This window comes from Methylobacterium sp. JK268 (genome assembly GCF_054052225.1).
Genome location: NZ_JBSVZN010000022.1, coordinates 69,490 through 91,734 on the forward strand (window position 1 = coordinate 69,490; position 22,245 = coordinate 91,734).

General features: G+C 72.9%; 19 protein-coding genes. 8 read left to right on the forward strand and 11 right to left on the reverse strand.

The window, feature by feature from the left end:
- Positions 1 to 110 precede the first annotated feature (110 nt).
- The 3 genes from aceE to lpdA all read left to right on the forward strand — a co-directional run bounded on the left by aceE (position 111) and on the right by lpdA (position 6,209).
- Positions 111 to 2,780, forward strand: a complete 2,670-nt coding sequence (gene aceE / locus ACW9J6_RS21950; RefSeq protein WP_457118637.1) for a pyruvate dehydrogenase (acetyl-transferring), homodimeric type — start codon at positions 111 to 113, stop codon at positions 2,778 to 2,780.
- Positions 2,781 to 3,038: 258 nt separating this feature from the next.
- Positions 3,039 to 4,361, forward strand: a complete 1,323-nt coding sequence (aceF, locus tag ACW9J6_RS21955; RefSeq protein WP_457118638.1) for a dihydrolipoyllysine-residue acetyltransferase — start codon at positions 3,039 to 3,041, stop codon at positions 4,359 to 4,361.
- Positions 4,362 to 4,373: 12 nt separating this feature from the next.
- Positions 4,374 to 6,209, forward strand: coding sequence for a dihydrolipoyl dehydrogenase (lpdA, locus tag ACW9J6_RS21960; RefSeq protein ID WP_457118639.1), 1,836 nt, complete (start codon positions 4,374 to 4,376; stop codon positions 6,207 to 6,209).
- Positions 6,210 to 6,418: 209 nt separating this feature from the next.
- Here the strand turns inward: lpdA and ACW9J6_RS21965 are convergent, their stop codons facing one another.
- The 5 genes from ACW9J6_RS21965 to ACW9J6_RS21985 form a co-directional block, all read right to left on the reverse strand.
- Positions 6,419 to 6,856, reverse strand: a complete 438-nt coding sequence (locus ACW9J6_RS21965) for a MucR family transcriptional regulator (RefSeq protein WP_457118640.1) — start codon at positions 6,854 to 6,856, stop codon at positions 6,419 to 6,421.
- A 502-nt stretch (positions 6,857 to 7,358) separates the two neighbouring features.
- Positions 7,359 to 8,576, reverse strand: coding sequence for a DUF2336 domain-containing protein (locus ACW9J6_RS21970; RefSeq protein ID WP_457118641.1), 1,218 nt, complete (start codon positions 8,574 to 8,576; stop codon positions 7,359 to 7,361).
- A gap of 24 nt (positions 8,577 to 8,600) precedes the next feature.
- Positions 8,601 to 9,584 (reverse strand): lytic transglycosylase domain-containing protein, encoded by a 984-nt coding sequence (locus ACW9J6_RS21975; RefSeq protein ID WP_457118723.1) that lies wholly within the window; start codon positions 9,582 to 9,584, stop codon positions 8,601 to 8,603.
- 102 nt (positions 9,585 to 9,686) lie between these two features.
- Positions 9,687 to 10,316 (reverse strand): flavin reductase family protein, encoded by a 630-nt coding sequence (locus ACW9J6_RS21980; RefSeq protein WP_457118642.1) that lies wholly within the window; start codon positions 10,314 to 10,316, stop codon positions 9,687 to 9,689.
- An 84-nt stretch (positions 10,317 to 10,400) separates the two neighbouring features.
- Positions 10,401 to 10,964: a nitroreductase family protein gene (locus ACW9J6_RS21985; protein ID WP_457118643.1), complete on the reverse strand. Its 564-nt coding sequence runs from the start codon at positions 10,962 to 10,964 to the stop codon at positions 10,401 to 10,403.
- A 299-nt stretch (positions 10,965 to 11,263) separates the two neighbouring features.
- On the opposite strand from ACW9J6_RS21985, the gene ACW9J6_RS21990 reads away from it, so the two are divergent.
- From ACW9J6_RS21990 to ACW9J6_RS22005, 4 genes are read left to right on the forward strand one after another with little or no spacing between them, the layout of a single operon-like run.
- Positions 11,264 to 13,669, forward strand: a complete 2,406-nt coding sequence (locus tag ACW9J6_RS21990; protein WP_457118644.1) for a YfhO family protein — start codon at positions 11,264 to 11,266, stop codon at positions 13,667 to 13,669.
- The gene (locus ACW9J6_RS21995; protein ID WP_457118645.1) at positions 13,641 to 14,540 is read left to right on the forward strand and encodes a hypothetical protein; all 900 of its coding nucleotides are present in this window, start codon (positions 13,641 to 13,643) and stop codon (positions 14,538 to 14,540) included. Before ACW9J6_RS21990 ends, ACW9J6_RS21995 begins: the two co-directional genes overlap by 29 nt.
- Positions 14,541 to 14,595: 55 nt before the next feature.
- Positions 14,596 to 14,868 (forward strand): hypothetical protein, encoded by a 273-nt coding sequence (locus ACW9J6_RS22000; protein ID WP_457118646.1) that lies wholly within the window; start codon positions 14,596 to 14,598, stop codon positions 14,866 to 14,868.
- A gap of 16 nt (positions 14,869 to 14,884) precedes the next feature.
- A complete protein-coding gene (locus ACW9J6_RS22005; protein WP_457118724.1) occupies positions 14,885 to 15,277 on the forward strand; it encodes a type II toxin-antitoxin system death-on-curing family toxin in 393 nt (130 codons plus the stop codon).
- A 52-nt stretch (positions 15,278 to 15,329) separates the two neighbouring features.
- Here ACW9J6_RS22005 and ACW9J6_RS22010 read toward each other — a convergent pair whose 3' ends face one another.
- On the reverse strand, positions 15,330 to 16,244 hold the full coding sequence (locus ACW9J6_RS22010) for a DMT family transporter (RefSeq protein WP_457118647.1): 915 nt from the start codon (positions 16,242 to 16,244) through the stop codon (positions 15,330 to 15,332).
- 109 nt (positions 16,245 to 16,353) lie between these two features.
- On the opposite strand from ACW9J6_RS22010, the gene ACW9J6_RS22015 reads away from it, so the two are divergent.
- Positions 16,354 to 17,802, forward strand: coding sequence for an aminotransferase-like domain-containing protein (locus tag ACW9J6_RS22015; RefSeq protein ID WP_457118648.1), 1,449 nt, complete (start codon positions 16,354 to 16,356; stop codon positions 17,800 to 17,802).
- On the opposite strand, the gene ACW9J6_RS22020 is transcribed toward ACW9J6_RS22015, so the two are convergent.
- From ACW9J6_RS22020 to ACW9J6_RS22040, 5 genes are all read right to left on the reverse strand, one after another.
- Entirely contained in the window at positions 17,748 to 18,209 is a 462-nt protein-coding gene (locus ACW9J6_RS22020; protein ID WP_457118649.1) for a GNAT family N-acetyltransferase, read from the reverse strand. The genes ACW9J6_RS22015 and ACW9J6_RS22020 overlap by 55 nt on opposite strands.
- Positions 18,210 to 18,454: 245 nt before the next feature.
- Complete coding sequence (locus tag ACW9J6_RS22025) at positions 18,455 to 18,751, reverse strand: nucleotidyltransferase family protein (protein WP_457118650.1); 297 nt, start codon at positions 18,749 to 18,751, stop codon at positions 18,455 to 18,457.
- 215 nt (positions 18,752 to 18,966) lie between these two features.
- Positions 18,967 to 19,953 (reverse strand): hypothetical protein, encoded by a 987-nt coding sequence (locus ACW9J6_RS22030; protein WP_457118651.1) that lies wholly within the window; start codon positions 19,951 to 19,953, stop codon positions 18,967 to 18,969.
- The gene (locus tag ACW9J6_RS22035; RefSeq protein ID WP_457118652.1) at positions 19,950 to 21,920 is read right to left on the reverse strand and encodes an AAA family ATPase; all 1,971 of its coding nucleotides are present in this window, start codon (positions 21,918 to 21,920) and stop codon (positions 19,950 to 19,952) included. Before ACW9J6_RS22035 ends, ACW9J6_RS22030 begins: the two co-directional genes overlap by 4 nt.
- Entirely contained in the window at positions 21,920 to 22,243 is a 324-nt protein-coding gene (locus ACW9J6_RS22040) for a hypothetical protein (protein WP_457118653.1), read from the reverse strand. The genes ACW9J6_RS22035 and ACW9J6_RS22040 overlap by 1 nt, the downstream gene beginning before the upstream one ends.
- Between the last annotated feature and the right edge of the window lie 2 nt (positions 22,244 to 22,245).

Consider the following 22,245-nt stretch of genomic DNA (forward strand, 5'->3'; position numbering starts at 1 on the left):
TTGAACTTCCTTGCGGGTCCCATAGCGTAGGGTTTAGGGACGACCGGCCCGCACGGGCCGGCCCCCCGCCCGGGGCGCCAGACCTGCCGGGACCTGAGAGGGAGGACAGAGTGGAACGCAGCCGCGACCTCGACCCGCGCGATCCCGACCCTATCGAGACCCGGGAATGGCTCGATTCCCTCGACGGCGTCCTCGAGGTCGAGGGCCCCGACCGGGCCCACTTCCTGATCGAGCAGGTCATCGAGGAGGCCCGCAAGAAGGGCGCTCCGGTGCCCTACTCGGCGAACACCGCCTACCTGAACACCATCCCGGTCGAGGCGCAGCCTCCCCATCCGGGTGACCGCGCGATCGAGCACCGGATCCGCTCGGCGATCCGCTGGAACGCCATCGCGATCATCCTGCGCAACAACAAGGATTCCTCCGAGCTCGGCGGCCACATCGCGAGCTTCCAATCCGCCGCGACCCTCTACGACACCGGCTTCATGCATTTCTGGCACGGGGCCGACGAGACGCATGGCGGCGACCTGATCTACGTGCAGGGCCACTCCTCGCCGGGCATCTACGCCCGCGCCTATCTCGAAGGGCGCCTGAGCGAGGAGCAGCTCCTGAAGTTCCGCCAGGAGGTGGGCGGCAAGGGCCTGTCCTCCTACCCGCATCCCTGGCTGATGCCGGATTTCTGGCAGTTCCCCACCGTCTCGATGGGCCTCGGGCCGCTGATGGCGATCTACCAGGCGCGGTACCTCCGCTACCTGCACCATCGCGGCCTCGCCCACACGGACGGCCGCAAGGTCTGGGCCTTCATGGGCGACGGCGAGATGGACGAGCCGGAATCGCTCGGCGCGATCTCCCTCGCCGCCCGCGAGAAGCTCGACAATCTGGTCTTCGTGATCAATTGCAACTTGCAGCGCCTCGACGGGCCGGTGCGCGGCAACGGCAAGATCGTGCAGGAGCTGGAGGCCAATTTCCGCGGCGCCGGCTGGAACGTGATCAAGGTGCTGTGGGGCTCGGGGTGGGACGCGCTGCTGGCCCGCGACACCTCCGGCATGCTCGCCCGCCTGATGGCCGAGTGCGTGGACGGCGAGTACCAGGACTTCAAGTCGAAGAACGGCGCCTACATCCGCGAGCACTTCTTCGGCCGCTACCCCGAGACCAAGGCGCTGGTGGCGGACTGGAGCGACGATGACATCTGGCGGCTGACCCGCGGCGGCCACGACCCGCGCAAGGTCTTCGCGGCCTACCACGCCGCCGTGAACCACAAGGGCCAGCCCACCGTCATCCTCGCCAAGACCGTCAAGGGCTACGGCATGGGCGAGGCCGGCGAGGCCCAGAACATCACCCACCAGCAGAAGAAGATGGGCGAGGCGGTGCTGCGCCAGTTCCGCGACCGCTTCCAGATCGACCTCTCGGACGAGCAGCTCTCGGGCATTCCCTTCATCCGCTTCCCGGACGGGAGCCCCGAGCACCGCTACCTGATGGCCCGCCGCCAGGCGCTGGGCGGCCCGCTCCCGGCCCGGCGGCAGACATCGGAGAGCCTGACCGTTCCGCCCCTCTCGGCCTTCGAGGCGCAGCTGAAGGAGACCGCCGGCCGCGAGATCTCCACCACCATGGCCTTCGTGCGGGTGCTCAACACGCTCCTGCGCGACAAGGAGATCGGCAAGCGCATCGTGCCGATCGTGCCCGACGAGAGCCGCACCTTCGGCATGGAGGGCATGTTCCGGCAGTTCGGCATCTTCAGCCAGGTCGGCCAGCTCTACCGGCCGGAGGATGCCAACCAGCTGATGTACTACAAGGAGGACAAGAACGGTCAGATGCTCCAGGAGGGCATCAACGAGGCCGGGGCGATGTCGTCCTGGATCGCGGCCGCGACCTCCTACTCGCACTCGAACGCGCCGACGATCCCGTTCTACATCTACTACTCGATGTTCGGCTTCCAGCGGGTCGGCGACCTGGCCTGGGCGGCGGGCGACCTGCGCGCGCGGGGCTTCCTGATCGGCGGCACGGCCGGGCGCACCACGCTCAACGGCGAGGGGCTCCAGCACGAGGACGGCCACAGCCACCTGTTCTCGGCCACAATCCCGAACTGCGTCTCCTACGACCCGACCTTCTCGTACGAGGTGGCGGTGATCGTGCAGGACGGCCTGCGCCGGATGTACGCCGAGCAGGAGGACGTCTTCTACTACCTGACGGTGATGAACGAGAACTACGCCCATCCGGCCATGCCGGAGGGGGCGGAAGCGGGCATCATCAAGGGGATGTACCTGTTCCGAGAGGGCAAGGGCTCGGGGCCGCGGGTGCAGCTCCTGGGCTCGGGCACCATCCTGCGCGAGGTGATCGCGGGCGCCGAACTCCTGGAGAAGGATTTCGGCATCGTCGCCGACATCTGGTCGTGCCCGAGCTTCACGGAGCTGAAGCGGGACGCGATGGCGGTGGAGCGCTGGAACATGCTCCACCCGGACGAGGCGCCGCGGACATCCCACGTCGAGACCTGCCTGTCCGGCCGCTCCGGCCCGGTGGTCGCGGCGACCGACTACATGCGGATGTTCGCCGAGCAGATCCGCCCCTACGTGCCGGCCCGCTACAAGGTGCTCGGCACTGACGGGTTCGGCCGCTCGGATTACCGGGTGCGCCTGCGCGACTTCTTCGAGGTCGACCGGCGCTGGGTGGCGGTGGCGGCTCTCAAGAGCCTCGCGGAGGACCAGCTGATGCCGAGCGCGAAAGTGTCCGAGGCGATCGCCAAGTACGGCATCGACCCGGAGAAGCCCGCCCCCTGGACGGTGTGACGGCGACCATCCCGGCATGAGGCGCGGGCAGCGCGACGGAACCCCTCTCCCGTGCGGGAGAGGGGCAGGGGTGAGGGTCCCGAACCGATCAGAATAGGGATCTCAGCGTCGTGCTGACGGTGGGACGGTTCAGGACACTTGCTGAACCACCTGGACCCTCACCCATACCCCTCTCCCGCACGGGAGAGGGGATCCTGCGATCCCCCGCCGACCGTGTCCAAGCCCCCCCTTCAAACGTGACGTAACGGGAGAGACGTCGTGGCGACCGAGGTCAAGGTTCCGGATATCGGCGACTTCAAGGACGTGCCGATCATCGAGGTACACGTGAAGGTGGGCGACACGATCGGGCCGGACGACCCGATCATCTCGCTCGAATCCGACAAGGCCACCATGGAGGTGCCGGCGCCCTCCGCGGGCGTGGTCGAGAAGCTGCTGATCAAGATCGGCGACAAGGTCAGCGAGGGCCACCCGATCCTGCTGCTCAAGGGCGAGGGGGACGCCAAGGGCGACACCAAGTCCAACGGCGCGGCGGCCCCGACGGCCGACACCGCCGTCGTGGCCGACACGGCCGCCCTGATGGCCAAGCAGGAGCCCGAGCCGACGCCCCCGCCGGCCCCGCAGGCCCCCGCCCCGGCCGCGGCGGCCTCGGCGATCCCGGACTTCTCGCAGGTCCATGCCAGCCCGGCGGTGCGCCGGCTCGCCCGCGAACTCGGCGTCGACCTGAACCAGATCAAGGGCACCGGCGAGAAGGGCCGCATCACCAAGGAGGACGTGAAGGGCCACCTCACCCGGGCGGCGGCCCCCGCGGCCTCCGGCGGCGGCGCGGTCTTCGCCGGCGGCGGCATGGGCATCCCGGAGATCCCGGCGGTCGACTTCTCGAAGTTCGGGCCGACCGAGACCAGGCCGCTGCCCCGCATCAAGAAGATCTCGGGACCGCACCTGCACCGGGCGTGGCTCAACGTCCCCCTCGTCACCCACCAGGACGAGGCCGACATCACCGAGACCGACGCCTACCGCAAGGACCTCGACACGGCCGCCAAGGACAAGGGCTACCGCGTCACGCTGCTGGCCTTCCTGATCAAGGCCTCGGTCTCGGCGCTGCGCCAGCACCCCGAGTTCAACGCCTCCCTGTCGCCCGACAAGGAGGCGCTGATCCTCAAGCGCTACTACAATATCGGGGTGGCGGTGGACACGCCGGACGGGCTCGTGGTGCCGGTGGTCAAGGACGCGGACCGCAAGGGCATCCAGGAGATCAGCCAGGAGCTCGGCGCGCTGTCGAAGAAGGCCCGCGACGGCAAGCTCGGCAGCGGCGACATGCAGGGGGCGAGCTTCACCATCTCGTCCCTCGGCGGCATCGGCGGCACCGGCTTCACGCCCCTCGTCAACGCGCCCGAGGTGGCGATCCTCGGCGTGGTGCGCTCCAAGATGGCCCCGGTCTGGGACGGCTCCGAGTTCAAGCCGCGGCTGATGCTGCCGCTGAGCGTCTCCTACGACCACCGGGTCATCGACGGGGCGCTCGCCGCCCGCTTCACCCGCCACCTCGCCCACGTCCTCGAGGACGTGCGGCGCCTCGTGATCTGAGGAGGCCTCGGAATGAGCAGCAACGAGGTCCGCCTGCCGGACATCGGCGACTTCAAGAACGTCCCGGTCATCGAGGTGGTGGTGAAGCCCGGCGACACGATCGGGGTCGACGACACCCTGATCGTGCTCGAATCCGACAAGGCCACGATGGACGTGCCCTCGCCGGTGGCCGGCACGGTGGCGGAGATCAAGGTCAAGCCCGGCGACAAGGTCTCGCAGGGCGACCTGATCCTGCTCCTCGCCGAGGCGGCGGGGGCCGGCGCGGCGAAACCCGCCGTCGCCGGGACGCCGGCCGCCGCGGGCGGTGGCGCGCCGCCCCACGGGGCGGGCGAGGGCCAGGCGGGCTACGGCTCGTCGGCCGCGGCCGCGACAAGCGGGGGCAACGGCGCCACGCCCCCCGCCCCGCAGGCCGCCGCCCCGGTCTCCGGGGAGGAGATGCGGGCGGAGGTGCTGGTGCTGGGCGCGGGGCCGGGCGGCTACACGGCCGCCTTCCGGGCCGCCGACCTCGGCAAGAAGGTGGTGCTCGTCGAGCGCTGGGCGTCCCTCGGCGGCGTCTGCCTCAATGTCGGCTGCATCCCCTCGAAGGCGCTGCTCCACGCCGCCAAGGTGATCGACGAGAGCCACGCCATGGCCTCGCACGGGATCAGCTTCGCGTCGCCCCAGATCGACATCGACAAGCTGCGCTCCTGGAAGGAGGGCGTGGTCAAGAAGCTCACCGGCGGCCTCGCCGGCCTCGCCAGGCAGCGCAAGGTCACGGTGGTGACCGGCACCGCCCGCTTCGTGAGCCCGCACCAGATCGCCGTCGAGCACGAGGGCCAGACCCGGATCATCGGCTTCGACCAGGCGATCATCGCGGCGGGCTCCGAGCCGGTGAAGATGCCCTTCATCCCGCACGACGACCCGCGGGTGGTCGACTCCACCGGCGCGCTCGAGCTCGGCGGGATCCCGCAGCGCCTGCTGGTGATCGGCGGGGGCATCATCGGGCTGGAGATGGCCACCGTCTACCACGCGCTCGGCGCCCGCGTGACCATCGTCGAATTGATGGACCAGATCATCCCGGGCGCCGACAAGGACATCGTCACCCCGCTGATGAAGCGGATCAGCAAGCAATACGAGGCGATCCACCTCAAGACCAAGGTCACGGCCGTCGAGGCCCTGCCCGAGGGGCTCAAGGTGACGTTCGAGGGCGGCTCGGCGCCTTCCACCGACACCTTCGACCGGATCCTGGTCTCGGTCGGGCGGCGGCCGAACGGCAAGCTGATCGGCGCGGAGGCGGCGGGCGTGGCCGTGGACGAGCGGGGCTTCATCCCGGTCGACAAGCAGATGCGCACCAACGTGCCGCACATCTTCGCCATCGGCGACGTGGTCGGCCAGCCGATGCTCGCCCACAAGGCGACGCACGAGGGCAAGGTCGCGGCCGAGACCGCCGCGGGGAAAAACGCCTTCTTCGACGCGAAGGTGATCCCGTCGGTGGCCTATACCGACCCGGAGGTGGCCTGGGTCGGGCTCACCGAGAACGAGGCCAAGGCCAAGGGGATCAAGGTCGGCAAGGGCGTCTTCCCCTGGGCGGCGAGCGGGCGCTCGCTGTCGCTCGGGCGCGACGAGGGCCTGACCAAGGTGCTGTTCGACGAGGCCACCGACCGCATCCTCGGCTGCGGCATCGTCGGCCCCTCGGCGGGCGACCTGATCGCGGAAGCGGCCCTCGCCATCGAGATGGGGGCGGATGCCAGCGACATCGGGCTCACCATCCACCCGCACCCGACCCTGTCGGAGACGGTGGGCATGGCCGCCGAGGCCTTCGAGGGCACGATCACCGACCTCTACCTGCCCAAGCGCGCGGCCCACTGATCCGCCGCGCCGCCCTGCCGGGGGGCGGGAGCCGCATCGGCCCCCTCCCCCCGCCGTCCTAACTCATTCACACTTCGCCGGATGAGGCGCGGGTTTCCCCCCTCCCCGCGTGCGGGGAGAGGGCATGCGCACCACCCGAAGTGTGAATCAGCAAGCCCCGCCGTCCCGGGTTACGGCGGCGGACCGGACCGGCCGCGCCGCCGGGGGCCTCAGCTCTTGCGGGGCGCGGGCCGGTTCTTGCGCTGCTGGCCGAGGCCGATGCTCTTGGCGAGCTCGGAGCGCTGCGCGGCGTAGTTCGCCGCCACCATCGGGTAGTCCGACGGCAGACCCCACTTCTCCCGGTACTGCTCCGGGGTGAGCCCACGGGTCGTCAGGTGGCGCTTCAGGCTCTTGTAGGGCTTTCCGTCCTCGAGACTGATGATCGCGTCCGGCGTCACCGTCCTCTTGATCGGAACCGGCGGGACGGGCTTCGCCGGCTCGGGCGGCGGCGGCGCCACGAGCGCCTGCAGGGTGCCGTGGACGGAGGTCAGCAGTCCGGGCAGTTCCGAGGCGGGCACCGAGTTCTTCGAGATGTAGGCCGACACGATGTCGGCCGTGAGCGTGACGAGATCCTCCGCGTCCGCGTCCAAGCCATCCACGTCTGTCATCATCCAGATCCGTTTCGTCAGGGGTTGGGGTCGGGACTGCGACCGCCAGGGCGCAAGGGCCGACCCTCTTCGTCTCGTTGTGACGCGCTCCGGACGTTGCGGAAACACTAGCCCAGAAAGCGTGACAGATGTGTTGGCGCCGTTCGTCGCAATCCGCAAGATGGTCTCGGGAACAAGGTCCCGCATCAGGCACGGTTTTTGTGGACGACCCCTGCGATATGAGCGTGGAATTATAACCTTAGGTTGTATACAAGCGGAATGGTTGTATATCTTTTTGTAGCCAATTCATACCCGCTCTTGTCGATTCCGATGGCCGACGAGCCACAATGTTGCTGCGCAGGCCACGCGCCGTCCTCCGCGCGGCACGGCCGCCGCGGTGGCGGACCGGGGGGCGCCGGGCGGGAATGACGGTGAGCAGGCGCGGCGCCGACGCCCCGGTGTCCGGCGGCGCCCGGCGCCCTTCCTCCCGCGGGACGGTGTCGTCGGCCGCGGGCCGATCCCGTCAGGCGGCGCGGCGGCGGTCCTCGCGATAGCTCTCGATGAGGGCGGCCGGGATGGAGTCCAGCACCGCCGCCACCGTGGCCTCGGTGGCGAGGCTCCGCGCCATCACGCGGGCCTCCTCGCGGGCCGCCTCCGCCTCGAAGCGGTTGAGGAGCGCCAGGAGGGCGTGGCCCTCGGCGAAGGGCAGGCGCTCGCAGGCGGTGACGGCGCGCTCGATCATCCGGCGCGACAGGGTGGGCCCGGTCTCGTCGCTGAAGCCCTGCGCCTCCTCGCGCCAGACCGACAGGGCGGCCGCGAAGGCGGGCGCCAGGGACGCGGGCAGCCCGGCTCGGCGGTAGAGGGCCGCGAAGCCCTGGCCGCTCGCGTCGTGGAGGAGGCCCGCGACCCGCTGCAGCGCCAGGCCGGACAGGTCGGCGAGGGCGGCCTCCGTGAAGGCCATGCGCCGGGACAGGAGGGCGCGCAGGATCAGACCGGCATTGAGCTGGCCGTTGCGGCGCAGGAAGGCCACGAGGCGGCGCAGATCCTCCCGCGCCGCGCCCTCGGCGAGGCCGAGCGTGGCGCGGTCGCGGGCCTCGCGCACCACCCGCTCGCCGCGGTCCCGGCTGAGCCAGCCGCAGCCGACCACGAAGTCCGACAGGGACTGGGCGAGGCGGGCGGTCACGGCCTGGCGCACCTCCAGCGGCAGGTCCGGCCGCGCCAGCAGCGCCTCCCGCAGGGCCCCGTCCTCCCCGTGGCGCTCGACGATCCGCATCAGGCTCCCGGGCGTGATCGCGGCACCCGGATTGGCCGCGAGGCCCCGCAGGGAGGCCGGGCCGGCGATCTCCGCGAGGGCGCCGCAGACCATCGGCGACAGGACGGGCCGCGACGCGATCGCCGCCCGGGCCGGCTCCTCGCCGATCGCCGCGCAGTCGACGAGGTCCGCGTCCGACAGGACGGGCGAGCGGGCGAGCACCAGCCCGGCGATCTCCGGCACGTCCTGGGCGAGCGCCACCACCACCGGCCGGGGCGCCTCCGCGGCGTTGGCGCAGGCCTCCGCGAGCGCCCGGCGCACCAGCGGCGAGGGATCGTCGAGGAGCGCCGTGATCGCGGTCTTGGCCTCCCAGCGCGCCTCCGCGTCGAGCGCGGCGTAGAGGTAGGCCCGGGCCAGCGAGGAGGCGGCCTCGGCGCGGCGGCCGGCGGATTCGTGCTGCGTCCAAAGCAGGAACTGACGGATCATCATCGGGGCGGGTCCGGGGAGGCGGCGTCAGGGACGGCCGGTCGAGCGGTAGAGGTCGGCGAGGGGGCGGAAGGCGGTGAATTCGGCGGGGCGGGCGGGCGGCAGCGGGGCCTCGGCGAGGGTCGGCGGGGCGGCCGGGACGGAGGTCTCCTGCGCGCCCGCCCCCGTCGGGGCGCCGTCGTCCGAGCGCGGGAAGTAGCTCGGCGCGTCGGTGTCGGGGCCCGACCGGGTCCGCCACAGGCGGGCGACGCCGTCCGAGACCGGGCCGCGCCGGGCATCGGTCTGGAACAGGGAGCGCAGGCCGGTGCCGGCCTCCGGCGCGAAGGCGGAGGGCTCGCCCGCGGCGGCAGCGGGCGGAGGGGCGGAGGGGCCGGCCGCGAGGAGCGCGGTGAGTTCGGCGGAACTGCGCGCCCGTCCGCCCTTGTCGTAGAAGAGCGCCCGGTTGGCGGCGGCGGCCTCCGGCAGGTCGGTGGCGGCGGCGCGGGCCGGGGTGAACTGCGCCGAGCGGATCAGGGTGGCGGCGCCCCGCGCGCCGAGCAGGTGGGCGGCGTAGAGGTCGCCGCGGGTCGGCTCGCGGCCGAGATCGGCGACGAGCGCGTCGTGATTGCGCCGCGTCAGCGCGCCCGCCATGGCGGAGGCGACCTCCGGGTCCTGGCGCAGGTCGAGGATCGCCTGCCGGGCGGAGGGGTCGGCGACCGTGTAGCCGCCCTTCGGGCCGGCCGTGATCGCGTCCGCGTAGGCGGAGAGGCCGAGCGAGGGCCCGTCCTGCTTGAGCACCCCGAGCCAGGTCTGCTCGATGAACTGGAACAGCCCGCTCGCCGAGGAGGTGGAGGCCCTGGCGCCCGGGTCGAGGCTCGATTCCCGCTGCGCCGTCGCCAGCAGGTAGTCGAAGCCGGTGCCGGTCTTCTCCGCGCCCTGGCGGATCGCCTCGACGACCCCGCCCGAGGCGCCGGCGGCGCGACCCTGCTGCGCATCCCTCGGCGCGGGCGTGGACGTGGTGAAGAGGAACATGGCGCCCCGGCGGGACGGCACCGCCATGCGGGTGCCGGCTCCCGAAGGTCACCATGATCGGAACATGGTAAATGAAGCTTGAAGCGGGCGCGACCGGCCGGGTCAGCGCTTTGGGGCGTCCCCGCCTCCCTCCGGCCGCCGCAGCTCGAACCGGTTCTCCTCGCCGACCGCGAAATAGTCGAAATAGCCGCCGCGCATCAGCGGCCGCATGGCCGCGGTGTCGACCCGGCCTTCCGGCGTCACGAAGCGGTCGTCGATGTAGAGGGAGACGACCTGACCGATCACCATGAAGTAGTGGGCCTCCCCGCCCCCGTGCGGTTCGAGCGGGATGGTGCGCAGCCACCGGCACTCGACCGCGGCGGGCGATTCCGCCACCCGGGGCGGGCGGACCTTGCGCGACGGCGCGGGGGTGAGGCCGGCGGCGTCGAACTCGCTCTGGCCCCGCGGCAGGGGCGCAGAGGTGGCGTTCATCGCGTCCTTGAGGGCGAGGGTCGCGAAGCTGCACACGAACTCGCCCCCCTCCTCCGCGAAGGTCAGCGCGTCCTTGCGGCCGTAGGAGGAGAACATCACCATGTCGGCGGGGCTGTCGGCGATCCCGTTGAAGAACGAGTAGGGCGACAGGTTGAGCCGCCCCTCGCGGTCGAGGGCGCTGATCCAGCCGATCGGCCGCGGCGCGACCAGCGCCTTGAAGGGGTTGCGCGGGAGCGAGCGGGTCTCGGCGTCGTAGTGCATGGGTCGGTCCTGGGCTCGGCGATCCGCCGAGCGTAGCATCCTTCGCCCCACGCGCGAGGGGCGGCGGGGCCCGCAGGCGCGCCCTCACACCCGCGTAACGATCTCCGCCAGGTCCGGTCGCGGCCGGTCGGGGGGCACCTGCGCGGCGCGGCCGATATGGACGAAGCCCGCCATCCGCTCCTGCGGTGCGAGGCCGAGCGCGTCGAGGATGCGCCGGTCGTAGGCGATCCACTCGGTCAGCCACGCGGTGGCGAACCCCATCGCGTTCGCCGCCACGACGAGGTTCATCGCCGCGGCCCCGGCCGAGAGCACCTGCTCCCAATCCGGGATCTTCACGTGCGGCCCGGCCCGCGACACCACCCCGACCACGAGGGGGGCCTGCGCGAGCCGGTTGCGCTCGATCTCGAGCCGCGCCGCGTCCGCCTCCGGGTGGTCGGCCGCGTAGGTCGCGGCGATGAGATCGCCGGTGCGCCGCGCGCCCTCGTCCGCGATCACCAGGAAGCGCCAGGGCGCGAGCTTGCCGTGGTCCGGCACCCGCGCCGCGAGGGTGAGCAGCGTGTCCAGCTCCTCGGGGCTCGGCCCCGGGCCGGAGAGCATCGCCGGGGGAACCGAGCGCCGGCGGCGCAGGAGGTCGATCGTCGCGTTCATCGGGCCTTCAGTGCGGATGAGACAGGAAGAAGGAACGGTCCGGCGGGCCGCCCCGCCCCGGCTCCTCTTAGAGCATCCGCCGGCCCGGCGGAAACCGGTCCGTCACAAAAAATGCGCGAGAATCAATCACCTAGAACGAGACCAAGTCCAGACGGAGCCGGTCCCGGCGCGCGCCGCCGACGGAAGGCTTTGCCATCCGGCCCGAAATTCGTCACGGGAACCGGGCATGCGGACCGCCGCCGCGTGCACACCGTCGACACGAGCCCCCGCGAGACACGACCCCGCCGGAACCTCCCCGCATGAGCTGCCCCCCCGCCCCGCCGCCCGACCAGGCCTGGTCGACGCGCGCCTTCCTGCTGGCGCTCGCCGCCATCCTGGTGTTCTGGGCCGCCGCCGCCGCAATCTGGCCGCTCACCGGCACGGTCGTGCCGTGGGATTCGAAGAACCACTTCTACCCGATGCTGCGCTACCTCGGCGCGGCGCTGGCGAACGGCGAGATGCCGCTCTGGAACCCCTACCACTTCGCCGGGCATCCCTCGGTGGCGGACCCGCAATCGCTGCTGTTCTCGCCCACCATGATGCTGTTCGCGTGGCTCGACCCCTCGCCGTCGATGGAGCTGTTCGACGCGGTGGTGTTCGCCCATTTCCTGCCCGGCGCGGTGGCGATGCTGCCCCTATTCCGGCGCCGGGGCTGGCACCCGGCCGGCGCCGTGGCGGCCGCCATGATCTTCATCCTCGGCGGCTCGGCCTCGGCCCGGCTGCAGCATACCGGGATGATCCTCTCCTACGGCTACTTCCCGCTCGCCCTCTGGCTGCTGGAGGAGGCCCTCGATCGCCGCTCCCTCCGGTTCGGCCTCGGCTTCGCGGTCGTCGCGGCCGTGATGACGGTCGGGCGCGACCAGGTCGCCTTCCTGTGCGGCCTCGTGCTGATCGCCCGGGCGGTGGCGGCGGTGGCGGAGGCCGAGCGCCCCCTCGCCTTCCTGCGCTCGCGGCTGGCGCTGCTCGGCGCGATGGCGCTCGTCGGCGGGGCGCTGCTCGCCGTGCCCTCGCTCCTCACCATGCAGCTCCTGATGACCTCGACCCGGCCCTCCTTCGGCTACGGGGTCGCCGCCATGGGCTCGCTGCCGCCCGAGAGCCTCGCCACCGGCCTGTTCGCGGACGTGTTCGGGTCCCTGCGCTGGACCTACGATTACTGGGGGCCGGACTGGGTCTCGCTCAAGGGCGACACCTGGACCGACCGGGCAATCAACTACCTGTTCGCCGGCACGATCCCCGCCCTGCTGATCCTCTGGCACGGGGTCGCGGGCGGGCGCCTCCTCGCCCGGGAGGTCCGCTTCCCGGTCCTGGTGCTGGCCTGCGCCCTGTTCTACGCGCTCGGCCGCTACACGCCCGCCTTCGCGCTGCTCTTCGACCACGTGCCGGGCATCGACCTCTACCGCCGGCCCGCCGACGCCACCTTCGTGATCAATATCGGCGTCGCGCTCACGGCGGGCTACCTCGTGCACCGCTTCGTACGGGACGGCGCCCCCGCCCTGGCCCGCGGCGCGCGCCTCGCCCTGCCGGCCCTGGCGCTGGCGCTCCTCCTCGGCGCGCTCGCCGCCGCCCTCGACTTCGCGTGGCCGGCAGGCCACCTGCGGGAGGCCCTGCGGGACATCGCCATCGGCGCCGGCCTCGCGACGGCCGGCGTGCTGCTCCTGCGCCGTCCGCGCCACCGCGCCGCGATCGCGGCCGGGCTCGTCGCCGTCACGGGCGCCGAGCTGATCTGGCGCAACGCCGGCTCCTCCCTCAACGCGGAGCCGGCCGGGCGCTACGCGGTGTTCCGGCAGCTGCCCCCCGAGCAGCTCCAGGGCCTCACCATCCTCAAGGCCGAGCTCGACGCCCGCCACGCCAAGGGCGAGCATCCCCGGGTCGAGATCCTGGGCCTCGGCGGCGCGTGGCAGAACGCCTCGATGGTGCTCGGGCTGGAGGACACGATCGGCTACAACCCCCTGCGGCTGGCCGATTACGAGCGCGCGGTCGGCCCCGGCGAGAACGCCGCCGACGCCAACCTGCGCCAGTTCCCGGCCCTGTTCCGGGGCTACCGCTCGCGGCTCGCGAGCCTGCTCGGCCTCGAATACCTCGTCCTCGACCGGCCGGCCGAGCGCCTGCCCAAGCACTTCCCCCAGCTCACCGGGGCGAAGCTCCTCTACGGCTCGGGCGAGATGTGGATCTACCGCCTCGACCCGGCCCGCCCCCGCGCCTACCTTGCCACCCGCCTCGTGCCGGTGGACTCGGAGGACGTGCTCTCGCAGGACGAGTTGCCGGATTTCGAGGGGAACGACACCGCGCTGGTGGACCAGGAGAGCCTGCCCAAGGTGACGGGCGCCTACGGCCAGGGCGATCCCGCCGCCCCCGTGGCCGCGGCGAAGGGCGGCGCGCAGATCCGCGCCTATCGCCGCACTCTCGTCACGGTGGAGGTCGACACCGACCGCGACGCCGTGCTGGTGCTGCACGACCTCTACTATCCGGGCTGGGAGGCCCGGGTGGACGGCCAGCGCAAGCCCATCCTGCGGACGAACCTGCTGTTCCGCGGCGTCGAGGTGCCCAAGGGGCGCCACGTCGTGACGTTCCGGTTCCGGCCGCTCTCGGTCGGCAACCTGGTGGCGGCGGCGACTGAAGTGCTGGAGAGGGACGGGGATGAGGCGGGAGCGACGGCGGTTCGGTGAGGGGATGCGGGCGCTCATGGGGGCGGGCGCGGTGCTCGTCGGCCTGGGCGCGGCCTCGGCGCAGGACGCGCCCCGTCCGGCCGCCCTGCCCGCCCCCTCGGCGGTGCCGGTGCCGGATGCCGCCCTGACCCTGCGGGCGGTGCTCACCGGCGAGGGCAAGCCGATCCGCGGCGGCCTGACCTGGCGCATCTACGAGGATCGCGGCGATGCCGGGAAACCCGCCCTGCTCGCCCGCTCCGACGAGGTCCAGCCCACCTTCCGGCTGCCGCCGGGCAGCTACCTCGCCAACGTCACCTACGGCTTCGTCAGCACCTCGAAGCGCGTGACGCTGGCCGCCGCCGGCCTCTCCGACCAGATCACCGTCAATGCCGGGGCGCTGCGCCTCGGCGGCGCGGTCGGGGAGACGAAGCTGCCGGCGAACCAGCTCGCCTTCTCGATCTTCGTGCCGATCGGCAACAACCCGGAAGGGCGGCTCGTGCGCGACGGGGTCAAGGCCGGCGAGCTGATCCGCCTGCCCGAGGGCACCTACCACGTGGTCTCGACCTGGGGCGATTCCAACGCCATCCAGCGCGCCGACCTGAAGGTCGAGAACGGCCGCATCACCGACGCCACCCTCAACCACCGCGCCGCGACGGTGACCCTGAAGCTCGTGGCCTCGCCCGGCACCGAGGCCTTCGCGGGCACCGCCTTCAGCGTGCTGACGCCCGGCGGCGATACGATCCGCGAAGCGATCGGCGCCTTCCCGCAGGTGACGCTCGCGGAGGGCGAGTACCAGCTGATCGCCCGCCACGACGGTAAGGTCTACACCCAGGATTTCAAGGTCGAGAGCGGCGTCGACCGCGACATCGAGGCGATCGCGAAGGACCCGTGAGGCGGATCCGTGAGGCAGGCGGCGGGACGTGCTATACGGTCCGCGTGAGGCGCCGATGACGGACGAGACCCATCCCATCCATGCGGATCACCTGCTGCGGCAGGCCGATACGATCCACGCGCAGATCGAGACGCTTCTCGGCGAGGATGCGGCGAACAGTGCGGCGACTCGCGCGACGCTCCAGGCCGTCTCGCAACGGCTGCAGGACGTCATCGACATCCTGACGAAGGCCACGGAGGATCCGGAGCGCGAGCGCGCGAAGCAGCTCGCCCTGGGCCGTCGGGTGATGGCGAAGCACCACGACGTCCTGCGCAAGCTTGCCCGCTGAGAGGCGCGACGTGGCGATCGCCTGGATCGACCGGGAGGTGGTGATCGCGCTGCATTCCGAGCAACTGGCACGATATGGCGGATCGCCCGGGCTGCGGGATGGCGCACTTCTCGACTCCGCCCTCGCGCGGGCGCTGAACCTCGCTGCCTACGGAGATCCGGACGTCTTCGACTTGGCAGCCGCCTACGCTTACGGCTTGGCGCGAAATCACCCGTTCATCGATGGCAACAAGCGCGTCTCACTGATCATCGCAGATCTCTTTCTGATGCGGCACGGCCATGAGATCGATTGTGATCCGGATGAACTCTATCAAACCTGGATGAGCTTGGCGGCTGGCGCCGTCGACGAAGGTTCGCTCGCAGAGTTCCTGCGCCTCAGGTCGCGCGAGCTTCGGATTTCTGACGATTGAAGGCGGAGCCTCGGCCGGCGCCCCGCCAAGGTGGCCCTGGACCCACCCCTCGTCAGGCGAAGCGCTTGGCCGCCGCCACCGTCGCCACCACCCCGGCGCAGGCGAGGACGAGGCCGGCATCCACCGGCTCGCCCAGCACGAACCCGGCCAGGATCAGGCTGAAGAAGGGCTGGAGCAGCTGCACCTGCCCCACCGCCGCGATGCCGCCCCGCGCCAGGCCCCGGTACCAGAACACGAAGCCGATCAGCATGCTGAACAGCGACACGTAGGCGAGGCTGAACCAGGCCGGCAGGCCGACGCCCGCGACGGTGGCGGGCCGCAGGAGCCACGCGGCGGCGACCGAGACCGGAAGCGACAGGACCAGCGCCCAGGCCACCACCTGCCAGCCGCCGAGCCGGCGGGCGAGCCGCGCCCCCTCCGCGTAGCCGAGCGCGCAGAGCACCATGCCGAGGAGGAGCCACGCGTCGCCGATCTCGAGCCGTCCGCCGCCCTGGCGGAGCGAGAACCCCGCCACGATCGCGGTGCCGAGCCCCGAGAACAGCCAGAAGGCGGGGCGCGGCCGCTCGCCCCGCCAGACCCCGAACAGGGCCGTGGCGAGCGGCAGGCAGGCCACCGTGACGGTGCCGTGCGCGGCCGTGACCGTCCGCAGCGCCAGCGCCGTGCAGAGGGGCCAGCCGAGCACCACCCCGACCGCCACCAGCGCGAGGGCGCCGAGGTCGCGCCGGTCCGGGACCCTCTGGCGCAGGAGGGCGAGGAGCCCGAGCGCGGCGAGGCCCGCGGCGGCGGCCCGGAACGCCGTCACGAAGAACGGGTCGAGATCCATCACGGCGACCCGCGTCGCCGGCAGCGAGCCGGCGAAGATCACCACCCCGATCAGCCCGTCGAGCAGGGCGCGGCGCGCCACGGCGCGCTCCGCCCGCGCGCACTCGCCCGCCGCTCCCTCGATCGCCACGGTGCCGCTCCCCATCGCACGCTCCTCCACACGAGAGCGCTTCCTTGCCGCCGACACGCCTGTCGCGACAGGCACGGACCCGGTACGATCCGGCCGAACTGTCCGGGTGCGGAGACCAGTACGGATGGATGCGGCGCGGGACCCGACCCGGATCGAGGCGGTGGCCTCGGCGATCCGGGCGCGCATCGACGGGCGGGCGCTCGCGCCGGGCGCCCGGATCCCCTCGGTGCGCGGCTTCGCCACCCAGATGGGCGTGTCGAAATCGACCGTGGTCGAGGCCTACGACCGGCTCGTCGCCGAGGGCGCGATCGTGGCCCGGCCGGGCTCGGGCTTCTACGTGGCGGGCGCGGCACGGCCCCTCGCGCCGGCGGACCTCGCCCCCCGCCTCGACCGGGCGGTGGATTCCCTCTGGGTGGTGCGCCAGACCCTGGAGGCGCGCCCCGACGCGCTGCTGCCGGGCTGCGGCTGGCTACCGCCCGGCTGGCTCCCGGACGAGGCCCTGCGCCGGGCCCTGCGCGGCCTCGCCCGAGCCGAGGCGCGCGACCTCGTGGAGTACGACGAGCCCCTGGGCCACGCGCCCCTGCGCCAGGCCCTGGCCCGGCGCCTCGCCGAGCGGGGCATCCCGGCCGACCCGGACCGGATCGTGCTCACGGATTCCGCGACGCACGCCCTCGACCTCCTCGCCCGCCTGCTCCTGCGGCCGGGCGACGCGGTGCTGGTGGACGATCCCTGCTACTTCAACTTCCGCGCCCTGCTCCAGGCGCATCGGGCGCGGCTCGTGGGCGTGCCCTGGACCCCGGCGGGCCCCGACCTCGCCGCCTTCGCGGCGGCGGTGGCGGCCCATCGTCCGCGCTTCTACCTGACGAACTCGGCCTTCCAGAACCCGACCGGCGCCACGATGAGCGCCGGGGTGGCCCACCGGCTGCTGCGCCTCGCCGAGGACCACGACGTGCTGATCATTGAGGACGCGCTGTTCGACGATTTCGAGGCCGAGCCCTCGCCCCGGCTCGCCGCCCTCGACGGGCTCGACCGGGTGATCCGGATCGGCAGTTTCTCCAAGACCCTCTCGGCGTCCCTGCGCTGCGGCTACGCGGCCCTGCGCGCGGATTGGGTGGACCGGCTCGTCGACCTGAAGCTCGCGACCAGCTTCGGCAGCGGCCGGCTCTCGGCGAGCCTCGTCCACCGCTTCCTGCAGGACGGCAGCTACCGGCGCAGCCTCGACGCCCTGCGCGCGCGCCTCGCCGACGCGATGGGGCAGGCGCGGCAGCGCCTGCAGGCCCGGGGCCTGACGCCCTGGATCGCGCCCCGCGGCGGGCTCTACCTCTGGGCGTCGCTGCCGGAAGGCCTTGACGCCGAGGCGGTCGCGCGGCGGGCCCTGGCCGACGGCGTGGTGCTGGCACCCGGCAACGTGTTCAGCCTCTCGGGGAGCGCCGGGCGCTTCCTGCGCTTCAACGTGGCCCAGAGCACCGACCCGCGCGTCTACACGGTGCTGGAGCGGGCGATGGCCGAGGCGCGGCCCTACGCGGAAGCGGGGAGCGCCCGCTCCATCTCGATGGTGCGCTCCTCGCCGTAGTGACGGTCCCGGACGGCCCGATAGCCGAGCGCGGCGTAGAAGGGCTCGGCCGTGACGGAGGCCGGGACGGTCAGGGTCGTGACGCCGTCGTCGCGCGCCGCCCGCTCGATCGCGGCCATCAGCCGGCGCCCGACGCCGCGGCCCTGATGGTCGGGGTGGACGAACACGGTTTGGACGAGCCCACCCTCCAGGCTCGCCGTGCCGACGACGCACCCGGCCAGGGTGGCGACGATCATCGTCCGGCGCTGCATCAGGATCAGCACCCGGTCGGGCGAGAAGTTCAGCGCCACACGCGCGATCACCGCCTCGGAATAATCCCGAGCATTCGTCACGTGGAGCGCCGCGACGATCACATCGCTGATGGCTTCGGCGTCATCGACCCGTGCGGGCCGGATGGCGTAGGTCATCGAGACCCCTGACTTGGACCGCCCTACGGCGGCGGATCGGCTCGCAGCCGCGCACCGCTCGCTCAAACCATCACGTTAGGTCACGTGCAAAGTCCGGTCCAGCCTGCGCGGGGGTCTCGGCATGGTTGCCGTCGTTACCGGCCCGGCGGCACGTGGACCCGTGCGGGCGGCCAAGCCGCGCTCCGGGGACCGTGCGCGACCTTGGAGCGCGGGCGGCGCGAGGGCCGTTGGGCTGCGGCCTGTCATCAGAACACCCGGACGGCCGATGTTTCGATATGGTGCCGGAGCCGCGGATGGAGGCTGTCGCGCGTCGTGATATCAACGTCAACGTCGAGCTTAGCTTCAAGGAACAGCTTGATGTCGACGAGATCCAGGAGCGAGACGACGCCTGCGGGATCATATTCGATAAACAGATCGAGGTCGCTGTCCGCAGCGGCTTCGTCCCGCGCCGTCGATCCGAACAGGGAGAGTGCCGTCGCGCCGCGGGCGCGAACCGCCTCGGCATGGGAGCGAAGCTGCGCGATGGCGTCGTTGCGGGTCATGGCATCGACCATACCACGCGGTGTGCCGTTGAGGAGCCGGACAGACCGGTTTGACCCGAGTCGTCGACAGTGACGCGAAGCGTCGCGACCCCCGCCGGCGAGGGCGTTCCGGCCTTTTCGGAGGCGCGCTCGCGATCACCCTCCTCCCCGGTTGAGACCGGCACGTCGCGCGCCCGGCTGCGTTCGGGTATCCCCTCCCGCAGGTCGAGGTCGCCTCACCGTCGCCGCGCCACCACCTCCTCCAGTAGCGAGCGGACCATCGCCCGCACCGGCTCGGGCGTGGCGTCGCGATTGAAGGTCGCCTCGATCGTCTCGCGGATCACCGCCCCGTCGTCGGTCCGGGCGAGGTCGGTGGCGCTCTCGGCGGAGAGGAGCGACACGAAGGCGCTCTCCACCGGCGCCGCGGGCCGCGACGCCGCCACCTGCCGGCCCGTCAGGTCGAACACCTCCGCGCGGTGCGGCAGCGCCTCCTCGATCGGCGCGAGGTCCGGGCCGAGGCGGAAGGCGGCGGGCAGGTGGGTCAGGAGGTCGACCGAGCCGCGGGTGATCGTCCCCGGATTGAACCAGACCGTGTCGCCCACCCGCGCCAGCGGATGGCGCTTGTGCACGTGCCCGTTCACCGCGAGGTCGCAGCCGCGGATCGCCCGGGGCGGCACCGCCCCCGGATAGCCCGCCCCAAAGGCGAGGTCGTGATGCGTCAGCCACACCACCCGATCCGCCGCGAGCAGGCCGCGCGCATCCTCGGGGATCGCCTGCCCGTAGGGCGTGGCGCCGAGGCCGAGGCGCAGGTCGGGCAGCGCGTAATGCGCCGCCGGGCCGGATTCGGGCACCACGTCGAGGACGTCGCTCACCGCGAGCACCGCGAGGCTGTCCCCGTCCGACAGGCGGGTGTGGCGGATGTCGTGGTTGCCGACATTGGCCAGCGGCCGGTGGCGGAAGCCCTTCAGGATGCGGATGAGCCGCGCCTTCAGGCTCTCGTCGGGCTCGACCGGGTGCTCGAACAGGTCGCCGAGCAGCACCGGCGCGAGGTCGCCCGCATTGGCCAGGGCGACGCAATGGTCGAGCTTGGCCAGCACCGGCCCCGGCCAGTCCGGATCCTTGCGCCGGCCCGGCCGCCGCGAGGAGACGTGAGGGTCGCCGATCAGCAGGAGCCCCGCGCACGCGACCGGCGGGGCGTCGAGGCGCTCGCCCGACAGGATCATGCGGCCTCCGGATGCTGCGGATCGCGCGCGGGACCGGGCGACGGATCGTGGCGGTGGGCGTCGAGGAGCGCGGCCGGGGCGGCGGGCGTGCCGCAGGCCGGGCAGCGCCCGCCGGTCCCGGCGAGGAGTGCGGCGGTCTCGGCCTCGACCGCGGCGAGGCCCTCGTCCGCCGCCGCTGCCCGCGCCTGCGCCGCGGCGAGCTGCCCGGCGAGGTCGCGCAGGCGCCCGGCGGCGCGGGCCTCGCGCGCGGTCTCGACGAGGGCGGGCGCCGCGGCGGGCAGCGCCGCGAGGCTGGCCGCCCGGCTCCGGGCCCGGGCGAGGTCGCGGGTGAGCCGGCCGAGGCGGGCGGCGTGGCGCTCCGGCACGGCGCTCGATCCCGGGACCGGCGCGGCGTCCGGCAGATCCGCGAGTAGGGCCGCCCGGGCCCGCGCCGCCGCGAGGCCGCTCACGAGCGCGAGGACGCGCCGGCCGGCCGCCGCGCGGTGGCGGGCCTCGGCGAGGTGCCGGCCGAGATCGGCGAGCGCCTCGGGCGGGGGCAGGGCGCCGAGGGCGCGGGCGCGGGCGGCGGCCGCCGCGCGGGAGGCCGCGAGCCGCCCGAGCTGCGCCGCCCGGGCCTCCATCGCCGCCGCGCGGGCCTCGCCGGCCGCGACCGCCGCCGCCTGCTCGCGCAGGGACGCCACGGCCCCCGCGAGGGCGTCGAGCTCCGCGAAGGGCGCCAGCGCCTCGGCGAGGGAGGCGAGCCGCCGCTCGCCCTCGCGCACGACGCGCTGGTCCTCGCTCACGCGCTCGCGCTGGAGGGCCTGCATGTCGCGGATGACGCCCGCCTCGCGGCCGAGCGAGAGCACGGCCGAGCGCTTGGGCGCCTTCTCGCCGAGGAGGAAGACCGGGAATTTCTGGTGCGCGACGTGGACCTCCAGCTCCTCGACGCGGGTGATGCCGAACAGCCGGTCGACCCAGCCGGGCACGTCCCGGCCGCCGGTCTCCAGCCGGGCGCCCTCGTGCAGGACGAGGGACCCGTCCGGCTCGTGCAGGGACCACAGGTTGACGGGCGAGCGCCGGACCTGGCGCACGAAGCGCAGGATCCGCCCGCCCGCGACCCCGATCTCGATCCGGGCGGCCGGCTTGCCGGCCCGCACCAGCCCGTCCCGGGCCTCGCCGTAGAACACCGCCCGCAGGGCCCGAATCACCGTCGACTTGCCGCGGTTGTTGGGGCCGACCAGCGCGTTGACGCCGGGACCGAGGGGCAGCGTCGCGTCCGCGAAGCCCTGGACGTCGGTGAGGCGAACGAAGCGGAAACCCGGCGCGTCGGGCGACCACGCGGCGGCGCACTCCTCCGCCGGCCCGTCGATGAGCACGCCGCTCCCCGGCTCGCCCCCGATCCGGCTCACGCGCGTGCCGGTGCCGAAACCCGAGACGTCGTGGTGGGAGATGGCCAGGCATTGCAGCCCGAGCCGCGCCGCCCCGTCCTCCAGCACCCGGTAGAAGGCCGGCACCCGTTCGGGCGCGATCCAGCAATCGGCCTCGTCGAGGGCGACGAAGCGCCCGACCCCGGCCTTCACCACCGCGATCAGCCGCAGGCCCATGCCGACCACGTTGGTCATGGCCCCGCCATTGTCCTCCAGCACGTCCTCGCGGCCCCCGTCCGGGCGCAGGAGGCCGATATCGAGGGCCGGCAGGCCGCGCTCGGTGGTGAGTTCGAGGGAGACCGGCTTCTCCCCCGGCAGCACCTCCTGCACCACCGCCGAGAGCAGCGCCTCGAACCGCGCGAGGCTGCGCTGGTGCGTGTCCCGCTGCAGGTCGCGCAGGCAGAGGTCGACGGCGTCGCGCAGGTCGAGCCGCCCCTTGGCGGAGGCGACCGCGCGGACGAGCCCGTCCCGCTCCTCCTGCAGGGCGCGGCGCCGGGTCTGCGCGGACGCGAGCGCGCGGCCGAGCCGCTCGACGGCCGGAAAACCTGCCTCCGGCGCCATCAGCGGGGCTCGGCGAGGCCGGCGAGCCTCTCCTCCACGTCCCTCAGCGCCCGCGCGAAGGCCTCGACCCGGCGGGCATTCTCGGACCGCGTCTCCTCGATCATCCGCAGGATCGCGGCCTCGTCGTCCGTGCCGAGCTCCTCGCGGGCCTGGGCGCGGGCCGCCTCCAATTCGGCGCTCAGCCGCTCCACGTCGCTCTCCGCCCGGATGCGCTCCGCCCGCAGCCGCTCGTACTCGGGCCGCAGGCCCTCCAGCCGCCGCAGCGCCTCGCTCTCCTGGCTCGCTCCTTGGCTCGTACCCTGGCTCGTCCGGCTCCGCTCCATGC